At 42.6% G+C, this 19,627-nt stretch carries 20 protein-coding genes and 1 riboswitch; of the genes, 6 read left to right on the top strand and 14 right to left on the bottom strand.

The features are described 5' to 3' along the window. Positions 1-18: 18 nt before the first annotated feature. From HT689_RS07605 to HT689_RS07570, 8 genes are all read right to left on the bottom strand, one after another. Positions 19-711, bottom strand: a complete 693-nt coding sequence (locus HT689_RS07605) for a sugar transferase (RefSeq protein WP_173225551.1) — start codon at positions 709-711, stop codon at positions 19-21. A gap of 206 nt (positions 712-917) precedes the next feature. Then, positions 918-2,660, bottom strand: coding sequence for an ABC transporter ATP-binding protein (locus HT689_RS07600; protein WP_173225548.1), 1,743 nt, complete (start codon positions 2,658-2,660; stop codon positions 918-920). After that, entirely contained in the window at positions 2,650-4,395 is a 1,746-nt protein-coding gene (locus HT689_RS07595) for an ABC transporter transmembrane domain-containing protein (RefSeq protein ID WP_173225545.1), read from the bottom strand. The genes HT689_RS07600 and HT689_RS07595 overlap by 11 nt, the downstream gene beginning before the upstream one ends. 54 nt (positions 4,396-4,449) lie before the next feature. Next, positions 4,450-5,085 carry a DUF421 domain-containing protein gene (locus HT689_RS07590; RefSeq protein WP_042900454.1) on the bottom strand — a complete coding sequence of 212 codons (636 nt, stop codon included), beginning with the start codon at positions 5,083-5,085 and terminating at the stop codon, positions 4,450-4,452. Then, on the bottom strand, positions 5,082-5,537 hold the full coding sequence (locus HT689_RS07585; protein WP_020900359.1) for a DUF3290 family protein: 456 nt from the start codon (positions 5,535-5,537) through the stop codon (positions 5,082-5,084). Before HT689_RS07585 ends, HT689_RS07590 begins: the two co-directional genes overlap by 4 nt. Before the next feature lie 126 nt (positions 5,538-5,663). Beyond that, positions 5,664-6,305 carry an SdpI family protein gene (locus HT689_RS07580; RefSeq protein ID WP_173225542.1) on the bottom strand — a complete coding sequence of 214 codons (642 nt, stop codon included), beginning with the start codon at positions 6,303-6,305 and terminating at the stop codon, positions 5,664-5,666. After that, positions 6,286-6,573 carry an autorepressor SdpR family transcription factor gene (locus HT689_RS07575; protein ID WP_173280921.1) on the bottom strand — a complete coding sequence of 96 codons (288 nt, stop codon included), beginning with the start codon at positions 6,571-6,573 and terminating at the stop codon, positions 6,286-6,288. The genes HT689_RS07580 and HT689_RS07575 overlap by 20 nt, the downstream gene beginning before the upstream one ends. Continuing rightward, positions 6,557-7,456, bottom strand: a complete 900-nt coding sequence (locus HT689_RS07570) for a type II CAAX endopeptidase family protein (protein WP_173225539.1) — start codon at positions 7,454-7,456, stop codon at positions 6,557-6,559. Before HT689_RS07570 ends, HT689_RS07575 begins: the two co-directional genes overlap by 17 nt. Before the next feature lie 219 nt (positions 7,457-7,675). Here HT689_RS07570 and HT689_RS07565 point away from each other — a divergent pair, with 219 nt between their 5' ends. The 4 genes from HT689_RS07565 to HT689_RS07550 all read left to right on the top strand — a co-directional run bounded on the left by HT689_RS07565 (position 7,676) and on the right by HT689_RS07550 (position 11,200). After that, on the top strand, positions 7,676-8,503 hold the full coding sequence (locus HT689_RS07565) for an exodeoxyribonuclease III (protein ID WP_000767453.1): 828 nt from the start codon (positions 7,676-7,678) through the stop codon (positions 8,501-8,503). Positions 8,504-8,514: 11 nt separating this feature from the next. Further along, a complete protein-coding gene (locus HT689_RS07560; protein WP_173225536.1) occupies positions 8,515-8,901 on the top strand; it encodes a VOC family protein in 387 nt (128 codons plus the stop codon). A 230-nt stretch (positions 8,902-9,131) separates the two neighbouring features. Further along, positions 9,132-9,227, top strand: a riboswitch (purine riboswitch). A gap of 129 nt (positions 9,228-9,356) precedes the next feature. Next, entirely contained in the window at positions 9,357-9,938 is a 582-nt protein-coding gene (locus HT689_RS07555) for a xanthine phosphoribosyltransferase (RefSeq protein ID WP_173225533.1), read from the top strand. Continuing rightward, positions 9,938-11,200 carry a nucleobase:cation symporter-2 family protein gene (locus HT689_RS07550; protein WP_173225530.1) on the top strand — a complete coding sequence of 421 codons (1,263 nt, stop codon included), beginning with the start codon at positions 9,938-9,940 and terminating at the stop codon, positions 11,198-11,200. The genes HT689_RS07555 and HT689_RS07550 overlap by 1 nt, the downstream gene beginning before the upstream one ends. Positions 11,201-11,232: 32 nt before the next feature. On the opposite strand, the gene HT689_RS07545 is transcribed toward HT689_RS07550, so the two are convergent. The 3 genes from HT689_RS07545 to HT689_RS07535 form a co-directional block, all read right to left on the bottom strand. Beyond that, entirely contained in the window at positions 11,233-11,637 is a 405-nt protein-coding gene (locus HT689_RS07545; RefSeq protein WP_173225527.1) for a PaaI family thioesterase, read from the bottom strand. A 69-nt stretch (positions 11,638-11,706) separates the two neighbouring features. After that, positions 11,707-13,188: a UDP-glucose--hexose-1-phosphate uridylyltransferase gene (locus tag HT689_RS07540; protein ID WP_173225524.1), complete on the bottom strand. Its 1,482-nt coding sequence runs from the start codon at positions 13,186-13,188 to the stop codon at positions 11,707-11,709. An 18-nt stretch (positions 13,189-13,206) separates the two neighbouring features. Further along, positions 13,207-14,385, bottom strand: a complete 1,179-nt coding sequence (locus tag HT689_RS07535; RefSeq protein ID WP_173251525.1) for a galactokinase — start codon at positions 14,383-14,385, stop codon at positions 13,207-13,209. 163 nt (positions 14,386-14,548) lie between these two features. Here HT689_RS07535 and galR point away from each other — a divergent pair, with 163 nt between their 5' ends. Next, on the top strand, positions 14,549-15,553 hold the full coding sequence (gene galR, locus HT689_RS07530) for a DNA-binding transcriptional regulator GalR (protein ID WP_173225518.1): 1,005 nt from the start codon (positions 14,549-14,551) through the stop codon (positions 15,551-15,553). 61 nt (positions 15,554-15,614) lie between these two features. On the opposite strand, the gene HT689_RS07525 is transcribed toward galR, so the two are convergent. Beyond that, entirely contained in the window at positions 15,615-16,472 is an 858-nt protein-coding gene (locus HT689_RS07525; RefSeq protein ID WP_173225515.1) for a cation diffusion facilitator family transporter, read from the bottom strand. A 132-nt stretch (positions 16,473-16,604) separates the two neighbouring features. On the opposite strand from HT689_RS07525, the gene HT689_RS07520 reads away from it, so the two are divergent. Further along, positions 16,605-17,141: a TetR/AcrR family transcriptional regulator gene (locus tag HT689_RS07520; RefSeq protein WP_173225512.1), complete on the top strand. Its 537-nt coding sequence runs from the start codon at positions 16,605-16,607 to the stop codon at positions 17,139-17,141. Positions 17,142-17,382: 241 nt separating this feature from the next. Here the strand turns inward: HT689_RS07520 and HT689_RS07515 are convergent, their stop codons facing one another. After that, entirely contained in the window at positions 17,383-18,903 is a 1,521-nt protein-coding gene (locus HT689_RS07515; protein WP_173225509.1) for an ABC transporter permease/substrate-binding protein, read from the bottom strand. Further along, on the bottom strand, positions 18,896-19,624 hold the full coding sequence (locus tag HT689_RS07510) for an ABC transporter ATP-binding protein (protein ID WP_173225506.1): 729 nt from the start codon (positions 19,622-19,624) through the stop codon (positions 18,896-18,898). Before HT689_RS07510 ends, HT689_RS07515 begins: the two co-directional genes overlap by 8 nt. Positions 19,625-19,627: the final 3 nt, after the last annotated feature.

Below are 19,627 nucleotides of genomic sequence, written 5' to 3'. Positions count from 1 at the left end.
CATTTTCTCATGACTACTTTATTTTAGCACTTCAAACACGGTTTGAAACATAATTTTGATGTCTCCAAGGAAACTAAATTCTCGGAGATAAGAAAGGTTATAGCGCATCTTTTCAGGAAGGACATGTTCGACATAGGCTTGGTCAACTGACAGGCCTTTTTCGGTCATTTGACTGATAATAGTGTCCTCATCCTTGTAGTGAATGCTGGCTGGAGAGGTAATCCCTGCTGGTAAAAGCAAGGTTGCCATCATTTCAGGGCTATACTGCTCTGTGTAGCGTGGCACTTCAGGTCGTGTACCGACAAAGGACATTTCGCCTTTAAGGACATTCACCAGCTGAGGCAGTTCGTCCAAACGGACACGGCGGATAAAATTGCCAACCTTGGTAATGCGGCTATCGTTAGCAGAAGTCACCAGACTCCCTTTTTTATCCGCATCCGTCACCATGGTACGGAACTTCCAAATCTTGAAAGGTCGATTGTACTGGGTCACGCGCTCTTGCTTGTAAATCACTGGTCCCTTGCTATCCAACTTGATCCAAATGCTCAAGATGAGAAAGATGGGAGAGGCCAGAACCAGTAAGACCAAGGCCAGAACCCAGTCCAAACAACGCTTAAAAATCAGCGAACCCTTCCTTTTAGAGACAAGCTGGTAGTAAGACTCAACCTCGCTTGATTTCATTTCCACGGGCAAGTCTTCCCATTTCAGCATGCTGTTTCTCCTTTGTTTTTATTATACTATTTGTCAACATTTTTCATTATACCACAAAATGGAAAAGGCGGTGAAAGAAATCTGTAATTTGAAGGATTTCCTTCTTATGCTCAATGAAAATCAAAGAGCTAGCCACAGGCTGATCAATGTACAGCTTTGAGATTGCAGATAAAGCTGACATGGTTTTAAGAGATTTTCAAAGAATATTAAGACATGGCCCCTGCCTGCAAGCTATACATCTTGTGGTAGGTTCCACCCAAAGCCAAGAGTTCCTCATGGGTTCCACTCTCGATAATGCGCCCCTTGTCCAATACGTAGATACAGTTGGCATCTTGGATGGTAGAAAGGCGGTGGGCGATGGCAATGGTTGTTCGTCCCTGTCTCATCTTAGCCAGAGAAGCTTGAACCAGACTTTCTGTTTCAGAGTCAATATTGGCTGTCGCTTCATCCAAAATCAGGATTTTAGGCTGACTGGCGACTGTTCTAGCAAAGGCAAGAAGCTGACGCTGTCCAGTTGAAAAACTCAAACCACGCTCGGAAACAGGGGAATCATAGCCCAAAGGAAGTTCCTGAATAAAGGAATCTACATCCACGAAGGCTGCCGCATCCTGGACCTGCTCATCACTAATGTCTTGGTACATGGCGATATTGGACTTAATGGTCCCATGATAGAGGAAGGGTTCCTGCAAGACCAGCCCGATATTTTTTCTCAGTTCTTCCTGACTGTAGTCCCTAATATCCACATCATCCAAGAGAACTCGCCCTGACTGAAATTCATAAAAGCGCATGAGAACATTGATAATAGACGATTTCCCAGAACCTGTATGACCTACAAAAGCAATGGTCTCACCCTTGTTAACAGAGAAAGAAATGTCATCCAGAATCGGATGTTTGCCATCATATGAGAAGCACACATGTTCGAATCGAATATTGCCTTCTTTGACTTTAGCCTGCCCATCTTCTTGATGAGGCTCATAGATCCTCTCGTCGATCAGAGAAAATACACGACCTGCAGACACCATGGAAGTTTGAAGGGTCGAAAAATTTTGCGTCACCTCAATCAAGGGGTCAAAGAGACGATTGATGTACTGGATAAAGGCATACATGGTCCCTGCTGTTATTCCCAGATAAAGGCCACGATAGCCAAAATAGGCCATTAAAACTGCATAGCCTAGAAGTTTCAGCAAACTCATGGCAGGTCTCAAAAAGAGGGCATCCAAGGCTACAGAACGGTTGGCATAGACCAAGTGTTCTTGGTTGATTTCATCAAATTCTGCCTGCAGGCGCCTCTCTTGATTAAAGGCCTGGATTATTCTGATTCCCTCGATGTTCTCTGCCAGCTTACTATTGATATCTGACAAGAGACTTCTGGTTTTCTCGATAATCTTGACGGACTTTTTCCGATAGAGATTGACCAAAAGGAAAATCAAGGGGAGAAAGAGCAAGACTAAAGCTGTCAAACGAAAATCCAATACTAACATGGTATAAAGAGTTGTCAGAAAGATGAAAACTGCTGAGATAAAGCTAGATAAAATCCCCGAAAACATATCACTGATAGTCTCGGTGTCATTTGTCAAACGAGAGACGATGGAGCCTGCTGGCGTCTTGTCAAAGTAAGACATACCCAGTTTTTCCATATTGGCAAAAGCATCCCGACGAATATCTCTAACAATACTGTATGACACCCGTGCAAAGAGAAGATTACCGACATACTGGACCAGAGTTTGTAGGATATAAAGGCCATAATAGACCAGCAAAACGGTTACTGCGAGTTGGTTGAGATTGCTGAGATACTGGTCAATAAAATGGGAAGCCACAAGGGGAATGATACTTTTAATGACCGTCGTCGCTAGGAGAAAACTGAGTGCTAAAAAGGTCAGGAGGCCGTAAGGCTTGAGATAGGACATCAAGCGCTTCAATACAGTCCATTGTTCTTTCTTATTCTGCATCTTCTTCTCCCTTCATTTCCAGCTGCTGAGACTGGTAGGTTTGGGCATACCAGCCATCCAAGGCTAGCAAGTCTTCGTGCCTGCCTCGTTCGATAATTTGACCATTTTGCAGGACTAAAATCAGATCTGCATGGACAACCGCACTGAGGCGATGAGCCGTAATAATGGTTGTCTTGTCCTTTCGCGTCTCCTTAAGGTTGTCGATAATCGCATACTCCGTCTTGGCATCCACAGCCGACAAAGAATCATCCAAAATCAAGATATCAGGGTCTAAAATCATAGCCCGACTCATGGCCAGACGCTGCTTTTGACCACCAGAAAGACTGACTCCCTTTTCACCAATCAGCGTATTAAATCCCTGAGGCATGGCTACAATATCTTGGTAAACTTGGGCTAGCTTAGTAGCTTCCTCGACAGCTGAAAGAGGCAGTTTAGAATTGCCAAAGCGAATATTGTCTAAGATTGAAGTCGCAAAGAGGAACTGGTCCTGAGGGACGTAGCCCATGAGATTGCGAAGGTCTGTCAGACGATAGTCACGAATATCGTGACCGTTTAGATAAATGGCTCCCTTGTCAACATCATACTCACGCAAGAGGAGTTTGATTAAAGACGTTTTTCCAGAGCCTGTCTGACCAACCAAGCCCAATGTTTGCCCTTTTTCCAAACTAAAGTGAACATTTGTCAGTGTTTCCTCATTTTCAAAGGCAAAGCTGTCAATAGCGTACTCCAAACGCCCATTTTCGATACCATCTAAAGGAAACTCAGGGTCTTGTACAGGTGATTTCTGAGACAAAAGTTCCTCAATCCGCTGATAGGAAACCTTCCCTCGCTGAGTAATATTAAAGAGGAAGCCGATGGCCATAAGAGGCCAAACTAGCATATCCAAGTAGCTGATAAAGGTAACTAGATTCCCAACCGTGATTTGCCCTTTCTGAACCATCAAGGAGCCGACCAAAAGCGTTAAAACATAGGATGAACCAACAAATAAGAGAACCATAGGGTCAAAGAGACTATCGTATTTCATGGTTTGGAGGTTCTTTTGGAAGGTCAATTCATTTACTTCCTGAAAAGAGGCCAATTCATTAGACTGATAACCGAAAGACTTGGTCACTTTAATACCTGATACAGACTCCTGTACCTTGTTATTAAGTTCGGAAAAGGCTGCTTGGGATTCACCAAAGGCCTTGTGGGTCTTTCTCCCTAAACGACTGGTGGCATAAGCCATGAAAGGCAGGGGAAGAATGGCAACCAAGGTCATCTGCCACGAAATGCTAAAGAGCATGGTCAGCAAGGTCACTAAAGCTGTGATAGAGGCATCCACCGCTGACATAACCCCTCCCCCTGCGAGACGGGTTAAGGCATTGATATCGTTGGTGGCATGTGCCATCAGGTCCCCCGTCCTATAGGTTTGATAAAAGGCTGGAGACATTTTTGTGAAATGCTCAAATAAGCGAGAGCGCATAATCTGTCCCAAACGGTAGGAAGTCCCAAGGATATACATGCGCCAAACATAGCGTAGATAGTACATACCCAAAGCTGCAAGAAGCAGATAAAGGAGGTTCAAAAGCAAGTCCTGCTGGCTTAATTGCCCCGAAGTGATGGCATCAATGACCCGCCCCATAACCATGGGGGGAATGAGATTGAGGACGGAAACCAAGACCAGGGCCACAATCCCGACTAAATAACGGCGTTTTTCTAACTTGAAAAACCACCAAAGTTTTTGAATAATGGACATAAAATCCCTTTCTGATTGCAAATGGAAACCTGAGGCCAAAACCCCAGGTTTTTCTTATTCATAGGTTACGACTGTAACAGCACCCTTGTCATACTCAGCGATAAAGATGTTGGCTACATTGTCATGCCCTTGCTTGCTGAGATTGTCAAGCAGCCACTCTTCGCTACGGCCAATCGATTCCAAAACATCAACTTGAATCACACCGTCAGTCACAACTGGATACTTAGGATTTTCATCTCCCATTTGGACCACGATGAGTTGGCCATTTTGCTCCTGCACAGCTCGTTTAACTTGCTTCATCTGGAAAATCCCTTGGCTACGAAGTTTGAGGGCTACATCCGACGCAGACAAACCAACTGAACGGCAGGCTTCTGGGTCAATCTTCCCATTTTTGATGAGGAGAGTTGGTTTCCCATCAATCAAGCGTTTGACAAAACGAACATTGTTATTAAGCCACTTGAGGGTCAAGACCAAAATCGTCCACATCATCAAAATCACTGCATACTGGAGAATACTAATTGAACTATTGTAAATCACCCCACCGATGATACCACCAAGAACATAGTTCTGAATTTGGTCTGTCGCAGAGTTAGGTGCTAGGTTTCCCTTTCCTGTCACATTGATAACAAAAACAAGCGAGAAGAGACCCAAGGCCAGTTTGATTAAAATTTCCATATAGTTGAGTGTCATTTGTTTACCTCCACCAATTCAATAGCGTCTGTTTGATGCAATTCTAATTTCTCTAAAAGATACTTGTCTGGTTGGCTCCCGTTCATGGCACGGTAGACATTTGAACCGACCTTGACAAGCGCTCCATCAGTGGCAGCTGAAGTATTGACGTAAACTTCTGATTTATCCACTCCCAAGTCTTTGGAAACGACCTCTATAAAATGAAGGGAGGTTTGAAATTGATTGTTAGAGGCTTGATTGGTCTGGTATTTTGAAATCGTCACCAAAAGCATGGCTACCAAAGTCAAGGCCAAAATCATGACCAATTCCCGAAACTTAGTCCCCTTTTTATCACGATAAGCCTTAAAAGCAAAAAATCCTGTGATAGCTAGGAGCACAATCCCAAAGCCAATCATAATTCCATTTTGCTGACTGATTTGGCTAAGTACATAGTCATATGAGTAAAATTTCATTTATTTTCACTCCTTTTCATAAAATCATTCTTCATTATAAACGAAAGAGGGTGATTTTTCAAACCATACGTTGGGGAAATAGACTTATCAGACCAACTTCTCTAACTAATGACTCAAATACCTGTTTCAAGATTCTAATTTTGATAATTGATAAGAATAGACACTAGGAATTATCACTACAAAGAAAAGTGTCAAGAAGAATACCCAGTAAACATACAGTTGCACAAAGGAATTTAGAAACAATAACAATCCTCCTAATACCCAAATTTTTCCAGCTAATCGATGTGTTTTTCTCCAGTTTTTATCACTCTCCAAGGTCCACGGAAGTCGAATACCGATTATATAATTTCGGTGTGTTTTTGGTAGATAATTTCCAATTACGATCATCACGACTCCCATAAAAATCTGAGCTAGTAGCCCACTCATCATGGAATAACCCAAAGATTCTCCGTATATAGAAATCATTGATAGACAAGATACAAAAGGAATAATCCAGTAAATCAAAACTTGTATTTTTGAACTGATATTGCTAGATTTAGGATCCTTAATCATTATAAATAGAAGCAACCAATGCATCAAAAGCATGAGAGCAGGCAATCCAAAGATAGCAAACACTTTATGATTGTAGCCATCTGCTTGACCCAGTAGATTAAAATGAGTGGGTATCTCCTCTGGTAATTGATTCCAGAAAACACAACCTACAAGGGAAGGTAGTAGGATGAGAATGCTCGTAAATAATACCAATTTCTTATTGATTTTTATCTTCATCAAAATGATCTCCTTTCAGATCTGCTAACCAAACCATTATATCCTCTAAAACCGATGTGTTTAACTCATAATAAATAAAGTTTTTTTCTTTCATTTCATGAATCAAATCCGCTGCTTTCAAAATCGTGAGATGATGTGAAATAGTTGCACTAGTCAACTCGAATTGACTGGCAATTTCTCCTGCAGGTAATCTATCTGTTTTGAGTAAATTCAAAATCTCTCTCCTAACTGGATGAGATAAGGCTTTAAAGCTATTTGCAAAACTCATAATGACTCCTTTCCCTTTGTAATATTAGTAGGGATAGGACTAAGCAAGGTAGAACTGATAGCATTCCTGTCGGTGATGGGCCTAAAATCAAGAGGCTTGAAATTTTTTCTCCTGGTAATTGAAAGAGTAAACCAAGACCTGCAGTTGCATTGATTGCCCCATGAAATAGGGCAGAAGCCCAGATAGAACCTGTCTTTTCCAACAACCAGCTCAACAATATTCCTAGGCTAAAACAAGATAGAAACATAGCAACAACTCCCAAAACGGGATAAGCAAAATAAGTAAGGCCATAATTATATCCTTGCAAATTGATTGGTAAATGCCATAGACTCCAAATGAGAGCAAGTAAGACATGAGTCTGGACTAGTGAAAAGCGTTCTCTTAGCACTGGGTAAAGATAGCCACGCCAACCAATTTCCTCTCCCAATGCAAAGAAACTATTAAGAAAAGGAGCGTAGGTCAAACTAGATAGGATTTGAATCAAAGCCAAGAAAGATAAGGGAATGGCTGATTGAAGGACTCCTTTTTCTTGTAAAATAGCTTGAATAGATTCAAAACCAAGGCTGAAATTACTAGGGAATACAAGAAAATAAAGTCCCGCTCCTAAAAAACTGATGACTGCTGGTAACCAGATAGCTAGTAAGTAAAAGCTCCAGTTCCTCTTGAGATTCACGACTAATTTAGATTTGATTCCACTAGGTTGATTCGTGATTTTCCCTAAAATAAAGACTGCAAGTGCAGGCATCCACATAGCTACAATACTAGCAAGTTGACTCCATGGAGAATTTAGACCAACACCACTTAACCATAGTGCCAACCATATTATCCAAGCAAGGGCATAGGCCAAGACCACAAAAAGAAGGATTGTTCTCTTATTTGACATATATATAACTTCACTTTCTATTTAGATGTTTTTCTAAATAACATTATACACCTTTCTATTCTAAATACAAGAACTATTTAGATTTTTTTCTAAATAGTTTAGGGAATTTTTATTTTCTCAGGATAAAGTCTAAAGAGTGATTTTTCAAACCATACGTTGGGGAAATAGACCTTTTTTTGGTATAATAAAATCTATAATCTGAATGAAAAAGGTAACTTTATGAAACTTATCTCATGGAATATTGATTCCCTCAATGCTGCCCTAACTAGTGACTCAGCTCGTGCCAAATTGTCCCAAGAAGTCCTACAAACCTTGGTCGCTGAAAATGCTGATATTATCGCTATCCAAGAAACCAAGCTTTCTGCCAAAGGGCCTACAAAGAAACACTTGGAAATTTTAGAAGAACTCTTCCCAGGCTACGAAAACACGTGGCGCTCTTCTCAAGAGCCTGCCCGGAAAGGCTATGCTGGTACTATGTTCCTCTATAAGAAAGAACTCACACCCACTGTCACTTTCCCAGAAATCGGTGCCCCTTCTACCATGGACTTGGAAGGCCGCATCATCACCTTGGAATTTGATGAATTTTTCGTGACACAAGTTTACACTCCAAACGCTGGCGATGGTCTCAAACGCTTGGAAGAACGTCAAGTCTGGGATGTCAAATATGCTGAATACTTGGCTGAACTAGACAAAGAAAAACCAGTCCTTGCAACCGGTGACTACAATGTAGCCCACAATGAGATCGACCTTGCAAATCCTGCTAGCAACCGCCGTTCACCAGGATTTACCGACGAGGAGCGTGCTGGATTTACCAACCTTTTGGCAACTGGATTCACGGATACCTTCCGCCACATTCACGGCGATGTTCCCGAACGCTACACTTGGTGGGCACAACGCAGCAAAACTTCTAAAATCAACAATACAGGCTGGAGAATCGACTACTGGCTCACAAGTAACCGCATCGCTGACAAGGTGACCAAGTCTGATATGATCGACTCAGGAGCTCGTCAAGACCATACACCGATTGTCTTGGAGATTGAACTCTAAGGAGAAAACGAATGGACTATCAAGCTGTCATTCCTGAATTTGTAGTATCTGACATCGAAAAATCACGCCACTTCTACTGCGACCTGCTAGGATTCTCTGTCGAATACGATCGTCCAGAGGAGAAATTTCTCTTCCTCTCGCTTGAAGATTGCCAGCTTATGCTAGAAGAAGGAAGCGCAGAAGAATTAGCTCAGCTGACCTATCCTTTCGGGCGCGGTGTCAATATTTCCTTTGGCATTGCAGATGCTCCTCAGCTCCACCAAAAACTGCTGGAAGCTGACTATCCTATCCATCGTCCCCTGACAAAAAGAGAATTTCGAGTTGGCGAACAATATATCTACCCTCATGAATTTGCAGTTCTAGACCCAGATGGCTATTTTTTAAGATTTAGCGAGTAGAACAATAAAGATTGGGAAAAAGTCTTTAAAGTTAGAAAGAGGCATATTGTCAGGTCTTGAAAAATCTTGATAATATGTCTTTTATGATGAAAAAATCTTCTAAATGTTAGTCAATAAGTTAATCCTTGCCCATTTTTATATTTGTTCGTTTTTCAAACCAAAACACTAACAAAACATTTGATTTCTAAAGTTATTTAGTGTAAAATAAAAACATTGGCTCAAGCCTATTTAAAATTTAATATCGTTTTACTTGTTTATGTCGTGAATTGGCACGACGTTTCTACAAGGTGCCGGAACACCTAACAATAAGTAAGTCAGCAGTGAGGTATGGTCGTTTTTGCCATGCCTATTTTGGGGACTTACTTAGAGATTAAGTAGGTCCTTTTTCTATCCGTTTTACTGGATAGAAATCTGAAACAAGCAAATGAATTGGCTTTTAGACTTTAGGAGGTCTTATGAAATTATTAGAAGAGCGCATCCTCAAGGATGGGCATATCTTGGGTGATAGCATCCTCAAAGTGGATTCCTTTTTAACCCACCAAGTTGACTTTAGCCTAATGAGAGAAATCGGTAAGGTTTTTGCGGAAAAATTTGCTGCTGCTGGCATTACTAAGGTTGTGACCATTGAAGCGTCAGGCATCGCTCCAGCCGTTTTTACAGCTGAAGCCTTAAACGTTCCCATGATTTTCGCTAAAAAAGCTAAAAATATCACTATGAACGAAGGAATCTTAACTGCCGAAGTTTACTCCTTTACCAAGCAGGTAACCAGCACCGTTTCTATCGCTGGAAAATTCCTCTCACCAGAGGACAAGGTCTTGATTATCGACGATTTCCTTGCTAATGGCCAAGCTGCCAAAGGCTTGATTCAAATCATCGAACAAGCTGGTGCCACAGTCCAAGCTATCGGTATCGTGATTGAAAAAACCTTCCAAGATGGCCGTGATTTGCTTGAAAAAGCAGGCTACCCTGTTCTATCACTCGCTCGTTTGGATCGTTTTGAAAATGGTCAAGTCGTATTTAAGGAGGCAGATCTCTAATGCAAACTCAAGAAAAACACTCGCAAGCAGCCGTTCTTGGCTTGCAGCACTTACTAGCTATGTACTCAGGATCTATCCTGGTTCCCATCATGATTGCGACAGCCCTTGGCTATTCGGCTGAGCAGTTAACCTACCTGATTTCTACAGATATCTTCATGTGTGGGGTGGCAACCTTCCTCCAACTCCAACTCAACAAACACTTTGGTATTGGGCTACCAGTCGTTCTTGGAGTCGCCTTTCAGTCGGTCGCTCCCTTGATTATGATTGGGCAAAGCCATGGTAGTGGTGCTATGTTTGGTGCCCTTATCGCATCAGGGATTTACGTTGTTCTTGTTTCAGGCATCTTCTCAAAAGTTGCCAATCTCTTCCCATCTATCGTAACAGGATCTGTTATTACCACGATTGGTTTAACCTTGATTCCTGTCGCTATTGGAAATATGGGAAATAACGTTCCAGAACCAACTGGTCAAAGTCTCTTACTTGCAGCTATTACTGTTTTGATTATCCTCTTGATCAACATCTTTACCAAAGGATTTATCAAGTCTATCTCCATTTTGATTGGTCTGGTTGTTGGAACTGCCATTGCTGCTAGCATGGGCTTGGTTGACTTCTCTCCTGTTGCAGCAGCACCACTTGTCCATGTCCCAACTCCACTCTACTTTGGGATGCCAACCTTTGAAATCTCATCGATTGTCATGATGTGTATCATCGCAACAGTGTCTATGGTTGAATCCACTGGTGTTTACCTAGCCTTGTCTGATATCACGAAAGACCCAATCGACAGCACGCGCCTGCGCAACGGTTATCGCGCAGAAGGCTTGGCCGTACTTCTCGGAGGAATCTTTAATACCTTCCCGTACACAGGATTTTCACAAAACGTTGGTTTGGTTAAATTATCAGGTATCAAGACTCGCCTACCAATCTACTATGCGGCTGGTTTCCTGGTTCTCCTTGGACTCCTTCCTAAGTTTGGTGCCCTTGCCCAAATCATTCCAAGCCCTGTCCTCGGTGGTGCTATGCTGGTGATGTTTGGTTTTGTATCGATTCAAGGGATGCAAATCCTCGCTCGTGTTGACTTTGCTAACAATGAACACAACTTCCTTATCGCAGCTGTTTCAATCGCTGCAGGTGTAGGACTAAACAACAGTAATCTCTTTGTCAGCATGCCAACAGCCTTCCAAATGTTCTTCTCAAACGGAATCGTCGTAGCCAGCCTACTCGCCATTGTCCTCAATGCAGTATTAAATCATAAAAAGAAATAAGAAAAAGAGGTGCGAGCCTCTTTTTTAGTTATCTATATTCGTACCTGTCTGTCTTCTGACCTTTGGCCTGTGACAAACATAGTAAAGGTTGCCTTACAGACATTTTTTCCTTCTTGATTCGTGATATCAACATCCACGACACAGGTTGTGCGACCTTGATGGACACATTCTCCTTTTATTGTCAATACATCATCAAGTTTTCCTGCCTTGAGGTAGTTGATAGAGGACTGGAGTGTCACTCCATCAAGCCCCAGCGAGATAACCACCAAACCACTGATCTGGTCACAGAGAGTAAAGAGATAGCCACCATGGGCATTGCCATAGTAGTTGAGCGACGAGTCCACTACTTTGGTCGTCACCACAACGTGACCATCTCTCATTTGTTCAATTTCGTAATTTTCAAAGGCAGATATAGCGTCAAAATGAAAGTCTTTCATCGTTTCCTCCTGATATTTCAAACGACACTATGATACTACTTTTTATAGGACTGTGCAAGGAGAAAGCTCCTAGTCTGGCAAAATTCCTACCTGCTCCACAAAGCGCATAAAGGCTGCCTGTCCTTGTTCTGTCTGCTTGTAGACTCCTGTATCCTCAAGCACACGAGCAAAGATAGCCCCCACAGAGGCCTTGACGATTTCAAGGGCTTTTTCTTTATCTGTTAGGTCTGGATGGTGAGCTTTGAGTTGGTCTGCCCATTCCTGATGATAATCAGCAACTGTATCAGCTTCTCCTACAAGATAGCTAGCGACTTGCTCCACTTCTGCTTTCAGACGAGGTGGTAAAATAGCCAAACCCATGACCTCAATCAAACCGATATTTTCCTTCTTGATATGTTGGACATCCTTGTGAGGATGATAGATGCCATCAGGATGTTCTGCAGAAGTCTGATTGTCCCTCAAGACCAAGTCCAACTCAAACTGTCCATCACGCTTACGTGCTATAGGTGTGATGGTGTGATGCGGTGTCCCGTCTGTTTCTGCCAAAATCTGCACGGCAGGGTCTGAATACTGACGCCATTCCTGCAAAATCTTATCAGCTAAGTTAATCAAATCTTCTTTGGAATCTGAAGTCAAACGCAACACTGACATTGGCCACTTGACAATCCCAGCCTTAACCTGCTCAAAACCAGCAAATCGGAAGGTCTTTTGCAAGGGAGCCAATTCCATCGGAAAGACGTGACGGCCTCCCTGGTAGTGGTCATGAGTGAGAATAGACCCTCCCACAATCGGCAAGTCGGCATTAGATCCAGCAAAATATCCTGGAAACTGCTCTACGATAGCTAGCAGACGTTCAAAACTCTGACGACTAATGGCCATGGGACGATGCTGGCCATCTAAGAAAATACAGTGCTCATTAAAATAAGCATAGGGCGAATACTGGAAGCCCCACTCCTGACCAGCCATTTCAAAGCGGATAATACGGTGATTGCTACGGGCTGGGTGGTTAACTCGACCATGGTAGCCCTCATTCTCTAGACAAAGCTGACACTGAGGATAATTACTAGCTTGCACCAACTTGGCTGCCGCAATCTCTTTGGGATCCTTTTCAGGCTTAGAGAGATTGATGGTAATTTCAAGTTCACCGTAGTCAGACGGAACACGATAAGCGATATTTTTAGCAATGGCCTTGAGTTTGATGTAGTCATTCTTCTGACTGAGTCGGTAAAAATCCTCTATCGCTTGCTCAGGAGAGTGAGCATAGATTTCCCAGAAGTCACGATTGACCTGACTCGGACAAGGGGTCACCAAGTCCATTAGTTCAGCACCAAGGATTTCACGCGCAGCCTGACTATCCTCAATCGTCTCTAATCGAACGGCTTCCTCAACCAGCTGGTCCTTGAGGTCAATCACTTTATCCAGATCCGTCTCAACTTCCAAAACACCATCTCCCACTCGTGCCAAGACACGATTGGTCAGGTAGATTCGATCCATTTCCTCAAATGAACTTTCAGAAATGACATGTGTTACAAATTTATCTACTAAGGTCACTATAGAGCCTCCTTTTGACTAGTCAAGGACGCGAGTGCCACCTGCAACTTCAGCAATATAGAAGCTTGGAGCGTATCCAATTACTTCCTCGTAGTGTTTGCCTACAGCTTCCTTAAAGGCATCAACAGCATCTTTTTGCACCAAAGCAATGGCACAGCCGCCAAAACCAGCCCCTGTCATACGAGCACCGAGAACTCCTTCTTGAGCCCAAGCCGTATGAACTAGGGTATCTAATTCCAAGCCAGTTACTTCATAGTCATGCTCTAGGGAAACGTGTGACGCATTCATCAAACGACCAAATGTTTCCAAATCTCCTGCTTGAAGGGCTGCTTGAGCTTTGAGGGTACGTTGGTTTTCAAGCACAGCATGGCGAGCACGTTTCAAACGATTTTCATCTTTAATCAGATAGCTATATTGGTCAAAGGCCCACTCGTCCAATTCACCCAAGGTCTTAATATCCAAGGCAACTTGCAATTCTTCTACTGCTTTTTCACATTCAGCACGGCGTTCATTATATTTAGAATCCGCCAATTCACGGCATTTGTTAGTGTTCATGATAACAACGACATTGTCCTTCAAATCAAGTGGTACCAAATCATACTCTAAAGTGTTAGTATCTAAGTAAATAGCACGTTGGTCAGCCCCCATACCGATAGCAAACTGGTCCATGATACCAGAATTGACTCCGATAAAGTTATTTTCTGTTTGTTTTCCAATTTTAACCAAATCGAGACGCTCTAATTTTAAATCAAAGAGATGCTCTGCCACGACTCCTGTCAAGAGTTCAAGGGATGCTGAAGAAGACAAGCCAGCACCATTTGGGATATTCCCATAAACATAAAAATCAAAACCTTTGTCAATCACATGTCCAGCTTCTTGCAAGAAATGAAGAACCCCTTTTGGATAATTGGTCCAGTTGTGCTCTTTTTCAAACTTGAGGTCAGCGAGAGGCACTTCGATAATGCCCTTGTCCTCAAAGTTGGCTGAGTAGAAACGCAAGACTTGGTCATCACGTTTGCGAGCAGCCCCATAAGTTCCTAAGGAAATGGCTGCCGGAAATACATGTCCACCATTGTAGTCTGTGTGTTCACCAATCAAGTTGATACGGCCTGGTGAAAAGAAGGTTTGGTCCGCTTCTTGACCAAAAACAGCAAGAAAGTCTTTACGAAGTGCTTCTGCAGTAAGATGTTGTGTCATATGAATTCTCCTTTGACTGTCCGTTAAGTCACCTTAACGTGTAATCGTTTTCTTATATTGTATCTAAGGGATTTCCCAAGGTCAATCCTTTTTACTAAAATTTTACTAAACTATCAGTAAAAAGCAGAAAAATATGATATACTAACCTAATCAAGGAGGATTTATGGCTACTTTAAAAGACATTGCACAGCTAGCCTCTGTCTCTATCGCGACCGTATCCCGCGTCCTCAATCGCGACCAGAGCCTATCTGTTACAGAAGAAACCAGACACCGTATTTTAACCGTTGCTGAAGAGCTGGGCTACACCAAGCACCTCAAGACAGGCGAGTCCCACAAGCCCAAGCAAAAGATTGCCATTATCCAATGGGTCAGCGAACAAGGGGAGCTGGACGACCTCTACTACTACCAGATTCGCCTAGGCATAGAAAAAAGAGCCCAAGAGTTGGACTATGATATCTTGCGCTATTTTAATGACCATCCTTTTACCCTAAGCGAAGAAGTGATTGGGATTCTCTGCATCGGAAAGTTTAGCCGAGCTCAGATTTCTGCCTTTGAAGAATACCAAAAACCTCTTGTCTTTCTAGATAGCGATACCCTCTCGCTGGGACACACCTGCATTATCACAGACTTTTACACTGCCATGAAACAGGTTGTCGATTATTTTCTCAGCCAAGGGATGGACCGCATCGGGATTCTAACAGGCCTTGAAGAAACAACCGACCAAGAAGAAATCATTGAGGATAAGCGACTGGAAAATTTTAGGAACTACAGTCAAACAAAAGGAATCTATCATGATGAACTGGTCTTTCAAGGAAGCTTTACCGCCCAGTCTGGCTATGACTTGATGAAGGAGGCCATTCAGAGCTTAGGAAACCAACTGCCGCCAGCATTTTTCGCAGCTAGCGATAGTTTAGCCATCGGTGCCCTCCGTGCGCTCCAAGAAGCTGGAATCAGCCTGCCAGGCCGCGTCAGTCTTATTTCCTTTAACGATACTAGCCTGACCAAGCAAGTCTATCCTCCCCTCTCCAGCATCACCGTCTATACCGAAGAAATGGGCAGAGCAGGCATGGATATTCTTAATAAGGAAGTACTCCACGGTCGCAAAATCCCCAGCTTGACCATGCTGGGAACCAGACTGACATTGAGAGAGAGTACGAGGAATGATTAGGATTACAAAACTACCTCTAGCAAGGCTGTTTCTCTAATAATCTCTATGATTCCGCTCCAACTCACACTTTTCGCTTATGTGTTTGGTGACTTTCTAGGTCAGCATCAACTTCAATGGTAATATTTTGAAAGCCACAATCTTTGAGGAAAATTCGAATAGATTCTTTACAAGTTTCCATATGCTCCATCTCTTTTAAACAAACATGGACAATGGCATTTTTTTCCAAACCATCCATAGTCCAGAGATTAAGCTGATTGATACTAGCGACATGATCCAATTCTGCTAAATCCGTCTTGATTTTCTGGATATCTACTCCTTCTGGCACTGCATCGAGGAATATCTTGAGCGTTCTCCAAAAACGTGGAAGGGCTTTTGACAGAATAAAGAAGGAAATAGCAAGAGACAAGAGCGGATCCAAGATATACCAATCGGTAAATCGAAGAACAATGGCCATCAGGATGACAGCCACCCAACCCAAGGTATCTTCCAGAAAGTGCAGGCTGAGAATGGATTCGTTCTTGGTTTGTCCTTTGCGAATGACGAGACTCGCTAGCACATTGACAGTAATCGCAATAATTCCTAACCAGAGAATCCCCTCATCATTGACCGGTTGTGGATGAAAGATTTTCGCTATATTTTCCAAAATGACCAAAACGGACCCTGTCATAAGAATCACAGCCGTTACCATAGCCCCTAAAAGGCTAAAACGCTTGTAGCCCAAAGTATAGTGGCTGTCTTCTTCACGATTGGAGATACTTTCCAAAAAGGCTGAGATCCCAATAGCAATCGCATCTCCCAAGTCATGCACCGAGTCAGCAAGAACTGCACTGGAACCAAACACTCCACCAGCGATAAACTCGACAATGGCATAAGTCAAATTTAAGAAAAAAGCTAGCCAAACAGGATATTTTGCCTTCATATTTCTCATTCCTTTGTTATAATAGATTTATGAACATCTTGTTCATTATCATTATCCACTAAAACTCAAAGAAAGGATAGAAGCAAAAGGTCAGCTTTATTCAGTTCTGAACAATTTGCCTCAAGTGTCCATATGACTAACATTGACCGCCGTATCAGTAAAACAAAAAAAGCCATCTATCAAGCTTTTCTACAACTTTTGAATGCTAAGGGCTACGAGACCACTACTGTTCAGGATATCATTGATCTTGCAGATGTGGGACGCTCCACCTTTTACTGTCACTATGAGAGTAAGGAGCTGCTTCTGGACGAGCTCTGCCGCTACCTCTTCCATCACCTCTTTGAAAGAGAAAAATCCATTTCAACTAAGGTTTATCTCGCCCATCTCTTTCTTCATTTTCAGAAAAACCAAGACCATATCACCAGTTTACTATTCTCTAAGAATGACTACTTCCTCCGCCAACTCCAGAGAGAGTTGGAACACCACGTCTACCCCATGCTGGTTGACGATTTGAAAGAAGCACACCCAAGTCTGCCTGCTTCTTATCTCCAACACTTGGTCGTGACCAACTTTATCGAAACATTGACCTGGTGGCTCAAAAAAGGGCAAGACTTCACAAATCAGGAAGTTGTCCAGTTTTATCTAGACCTTTTCATTTCTAAAGACTAATACTCAATGAAAATCAAAGAGCAAACTAGGAAGCTAGCCGCAGGCTGTACTTGAGTACGGCAAGGTGAAGCTGACGTGGTTTGAATTTGATTTTCGAAGAGTATAAATACAGACTAGAGCTCAGTCGCCTTATACCCTGGCTACTGAGTTTTTATTTTTTCAATAATCAAAAAGCCCAGACGACATTGTCTGAGCTTTCTTCTATATAGTCGTTTAACCAAGTTGAGTTTAGCTTTTCAAGCTATTTCTTCAACAAACCTTGTTCTTGTAGAAACTCTTTGGCTACTTGTTCTGCTGACTTGCCTTCAACACCGACTTGATAGTTAAGCTGGCTCATCTGGCTTTCTGTAATCTTACCAGCCAATTTATTAAGAACTCTTTCCAACTCTGGATGTTTCTTGAGAAGAGCTTCTTTCATGAGTGGAGCCCCTTGATAAGGTGGGAAGAGTTGCTTGTCATCTTCCAAGATCTGTAAATCATAACGCGCCAATTCCGCATCAGTCGAATAGGCGTCCGTGATTTGAATATCACCTGACTGAATAGCCTGATAGCGAAGGGCTGGTTCCATCGTAGCTACATTGAGATTGAGACCATACATTGATTGCAAGCCCTTATTGCCATCTTCACGGTCATTAAACTCAAGTGTAAAGCCTGCCTTCAACTGCCCTTCCACTTTTTTCAAGTCCGAAATGGTCTTCAAGCCATATTCTTGAGCAATCTTTTTCGGAACAGCTACAGCATAGGTATTTTGATAAGACATAGGTTTGAGATAGGATAGATGATCCTGTTTGGCAATGCCATCACGTGCTACCTGATAAACCTGATCTGGCTCGTGACCCACTTTAGGTGATGGCTGAAGTAAACTTTCAGTCACCGTTCCTGTAAATTCAGGATAGATGTCAATATCGCCTTTTTTCAAAGCTTCATAAAGAAAGCTTGTTTTCCCAAAATTTGGTTTTACAGTCGCAGTCATGCTGGTATTTTCTTCAATAAGGAGTTTATACATATTGGCCAAAATTTCTGGTTCTGGACCCAATTTCCCAGCAATGACCAAGTTTTCTTTCTCTTTTTGAGCCAAGAGAGCTGGACTATAAGACAAACCAAGCAATAAGGTCACCAAGGCAAAACCTGAGAAAATCGTCCGCAATTTTGCTTTTTCCATCACTTTTAGTAGGAAGTTAAAGGCAATGGCAAGCACTGCAGAAGAAAGGGCCCCAATCAAAATCAGACTGGCATTATTACGGTCAATTCCCAAAAGAATAAAGGAACCCAGCCCCCCTGCACCAATCAAGGCCGCCAAGGTTGCTGTACCGATAACCAATACTGCTGCTGTCCGAATCCCAGACATGATAACAGGCATGGCAAGTGGAATTTCAAACTTCTTGAGACGTTCCCATCTAGTCATCCCAAAGGCAATCCCAGCCTCTTGCAGACTCGGATCAATTCCCTTGAGTCCAGTGATGGTATTTTGCAAAATAGGGAAAATCGCATAAATCACTAGAGCTGTCAAAGCCGGCAAGGTTCCAATTCCCATCAAGGGAATAAAGAGCCCTAACAAGGCCAAAGACGGGATGGTCTGGAAAATCCCTGCAATCTGCAAAACCCAGTCAGCCAACTTCTCATGATAGCGAAGATATACAGCTAAGGGAATCGCAATAAAAATAGCTAGTAACAGGGTCAAAAGTGACAACTGCAAATGTTGGGATAGAGCTGTCAACCAATCACTAAAACGATCCTGAAAAGTTGCAATTAAATTAGTCATGAACACTACCTCCAAACAAGTCTGCTACAAAGTCTGTTGCAGGGGCTTTTAAAATCGTCTCGGGATTCGCCACCTGACGAATCTCTCCATCCTGCAAGACAGCAATACGGTCCGCCAATTTCAAGGCTTCATCCGTATCATGGGTCACAAAAATCGTTGTCATCCCAAACTCTTTATGCAATTCTTTCGTCAGAACCTGCAACTGCTTTCTCGAAATCGCATCCAAGGCTGAAAAAGGTTCATCCATAAGCAAAATCTTAGGCTGACCAATCATGGCACGAACAATACCAACCCGTTGCTGTTCTCCACCAGATAGTTCACTAGGAAGTCGATGCCCATACTCAGCTACCGGTAAACCAACCTTAGCCAAAAGCTCTTCTGTTTTCTTCGCAATTTCTTCTTTAGTCCAACCCTTCATCTCAGGAATCAGGGCAATATTTTCTGCAACCGTTAGATTGGGAAACAGAGCAATGGCCTGTAAAACATAACCAGTAGAAAGACGAAGTTCACGCTCATCATAGTCTTTGATGCGCTTGCCATCCATATAAATATTTCCATCAGTCGGCTCCAAAAGACGGTTAATCATCTTAATCATGGTCGTCTTACCTGATCCAGAAGGTCCAACTAAAACCATAAACTCCCCATTCTTAATCCGTAAATTAACATCTCTCAAAACATCTTTTTCTGTGTAGCGCAAGGCTACATTTTTGTATTCAATCATTCT

This window comes from Streptococcus sp. 2342 (assembly GCF_013276795.1).
In the GTDB taxonomy this organism is placed as follows: Bacteria; Bacillota; Bacilli; order Lactobacillales; family Streptococcaceae; genus Streptococcus.
The sequence above is the reverse complement of the archived record's forward strand: the minus strand, read 5'-3'. Positions and strand labels throughout refer to the sequence as shown.

What these genes read in the sequence shown, in the direction of transcription:
- HT689_RS07605 (WP_173225551.1), bottom strand. Translation starts at nt 711, where the DNA reads ATGCTGAAATGGGAAGACTTGCCCGTGGAAATGAAATCAAGCGAGGTT.
- HT689_RS07600 (WP_173225548.1), bottom strand. Translation starts at nt 2,660, where the DNA reads ATGCAGAATAAGAAAGAACAATGGACTGTATTGAAGCGCTTGATGTCC.
- HT689_RS07595 (WP_173225545.1), bottom strand. Translation starts at nt 4,395, where the DNA reads ATGTCCATTATTCAAAAACTTTGGTGGTTTTTCAAGTTAGAAAAACGC.
- HT689_RS07590 (WP_042900454.1), bottom strand. Translation starts at nt 5,085, where the DNA reads ATGACACTCAACTATATGGAAATTTTAATCAAACTGGCCTTGGGTCTC.
- HT689_RS07585 (WP_020900359.1), bottom strand. Translation starts at nt 5,537, where the DNA reads ATGAAATTTTACTCATATGACTATGTACTTAGCCAAATCAGTCAGCAA.
- HT689_RS07580 (WP_173225542.1), bottom strand. Translation starts at nt 6,305, where the DNA reads ATGAAGATAAAAATCAATAAGAAATTGGTATTATTTACGAGCATTCTC.
- HT689_RS07575 (WP_173280921.1), bottom strand. Translation starts at nt 6,573, where the DNA reads ATGAGTTTTGCAAATAGCTTTAAAGCCTTATCTCATCCAGTTAGGAGA.
- HT689_RS07570 (WP_173225539.1), bottom strand. Translation starts at nt 7,456, where the DNA reads ATGTCAAATAAGAGAACAATCCTTCTTTTTGTGGTCTTGGCCTATGCC.
- HT689_RS07565 (WP_000767453.1), top strand. Translation starts at nt 7,676, where the DNA reads ATGAAACTTATCTCATGGAATATTGATTCCCTCAATGCTGCCCTAACT.
- HT689_RS07560 (WP_173225536.1), top strand. Translation starts at nt 8,515, where the DNA reads ATGGACTATCAAGCTGTCATTCCTGAATTTGTAGTATCTGACATCGAA.
- HT689_RS07555 (WP_173225533.1), top strand. Translation starts at nt 9,357, where the DNA reads ATGAAATTATTAGAAGAGCGCATCCTCAAGGATGGGCATATCTTGGGT.
- HT689_RS07550 (WP_173225530.1), top strand. Translation starts at nt 9,938, where the DNA reads ATGCAAACTCAAGAAAAACACTCGCAAGCAGCCGTTCTTGGCTTGCAG.
- HT689_RS07545 (WP_173225527.1), bottom strand. Translation starts at nt 11,637, where the DNA reads ATGAAAGACTTTCATTTTGACGCTATATCTGCCTTTGAAAATTACGAA.
- HT689_RS07535 (WP_173251525.1), bottom strand. Translation starts at nt 14,385, where the DNA reads ATGACACAACATCTTACTGCAGAAGCACTTCGTAAAGACTTTCTTGCT.
- galR (WP_173225518.1), top strand. Translation starts at nt 14,549, where the DNA reads ATGGCTACTTTAAAAGACATTGCACAGCTAGCCTCTGTCTCTATCGCG.
- HT689_RS07525 (WP_173225515.1), bottom strand. Translation starts at nt 16,472, where the DNA reads ATGAAGGCAAAATATCCTGTTTGGCTAGCTTTTTTCTTAAATTTGACT.
- HT689_RS07520 (WP_173225512.1), top strand. Translation starts at nt 16,605, where the DNA reads ATGACTAACATTGACCGCCGTATCAGTAAAACAAAAAAAGCCATCTAT.
- HT689_RS07515 (WP_173225509.1), bottom strand. Translation starts at nt 18,903, where the DNA reads ATGACTAATTTAATTGCAACTTTTCAGGATCGTTTTAGTGATTGGTTG.
- HT689_RS07510 (WP_173225506.1), bottom strand. Translation starts at nt 19,624, where the DNA reads ATGATTGAATACAAAAATGTAGCCTTGCGCTACACAGAAAAAGATGTT.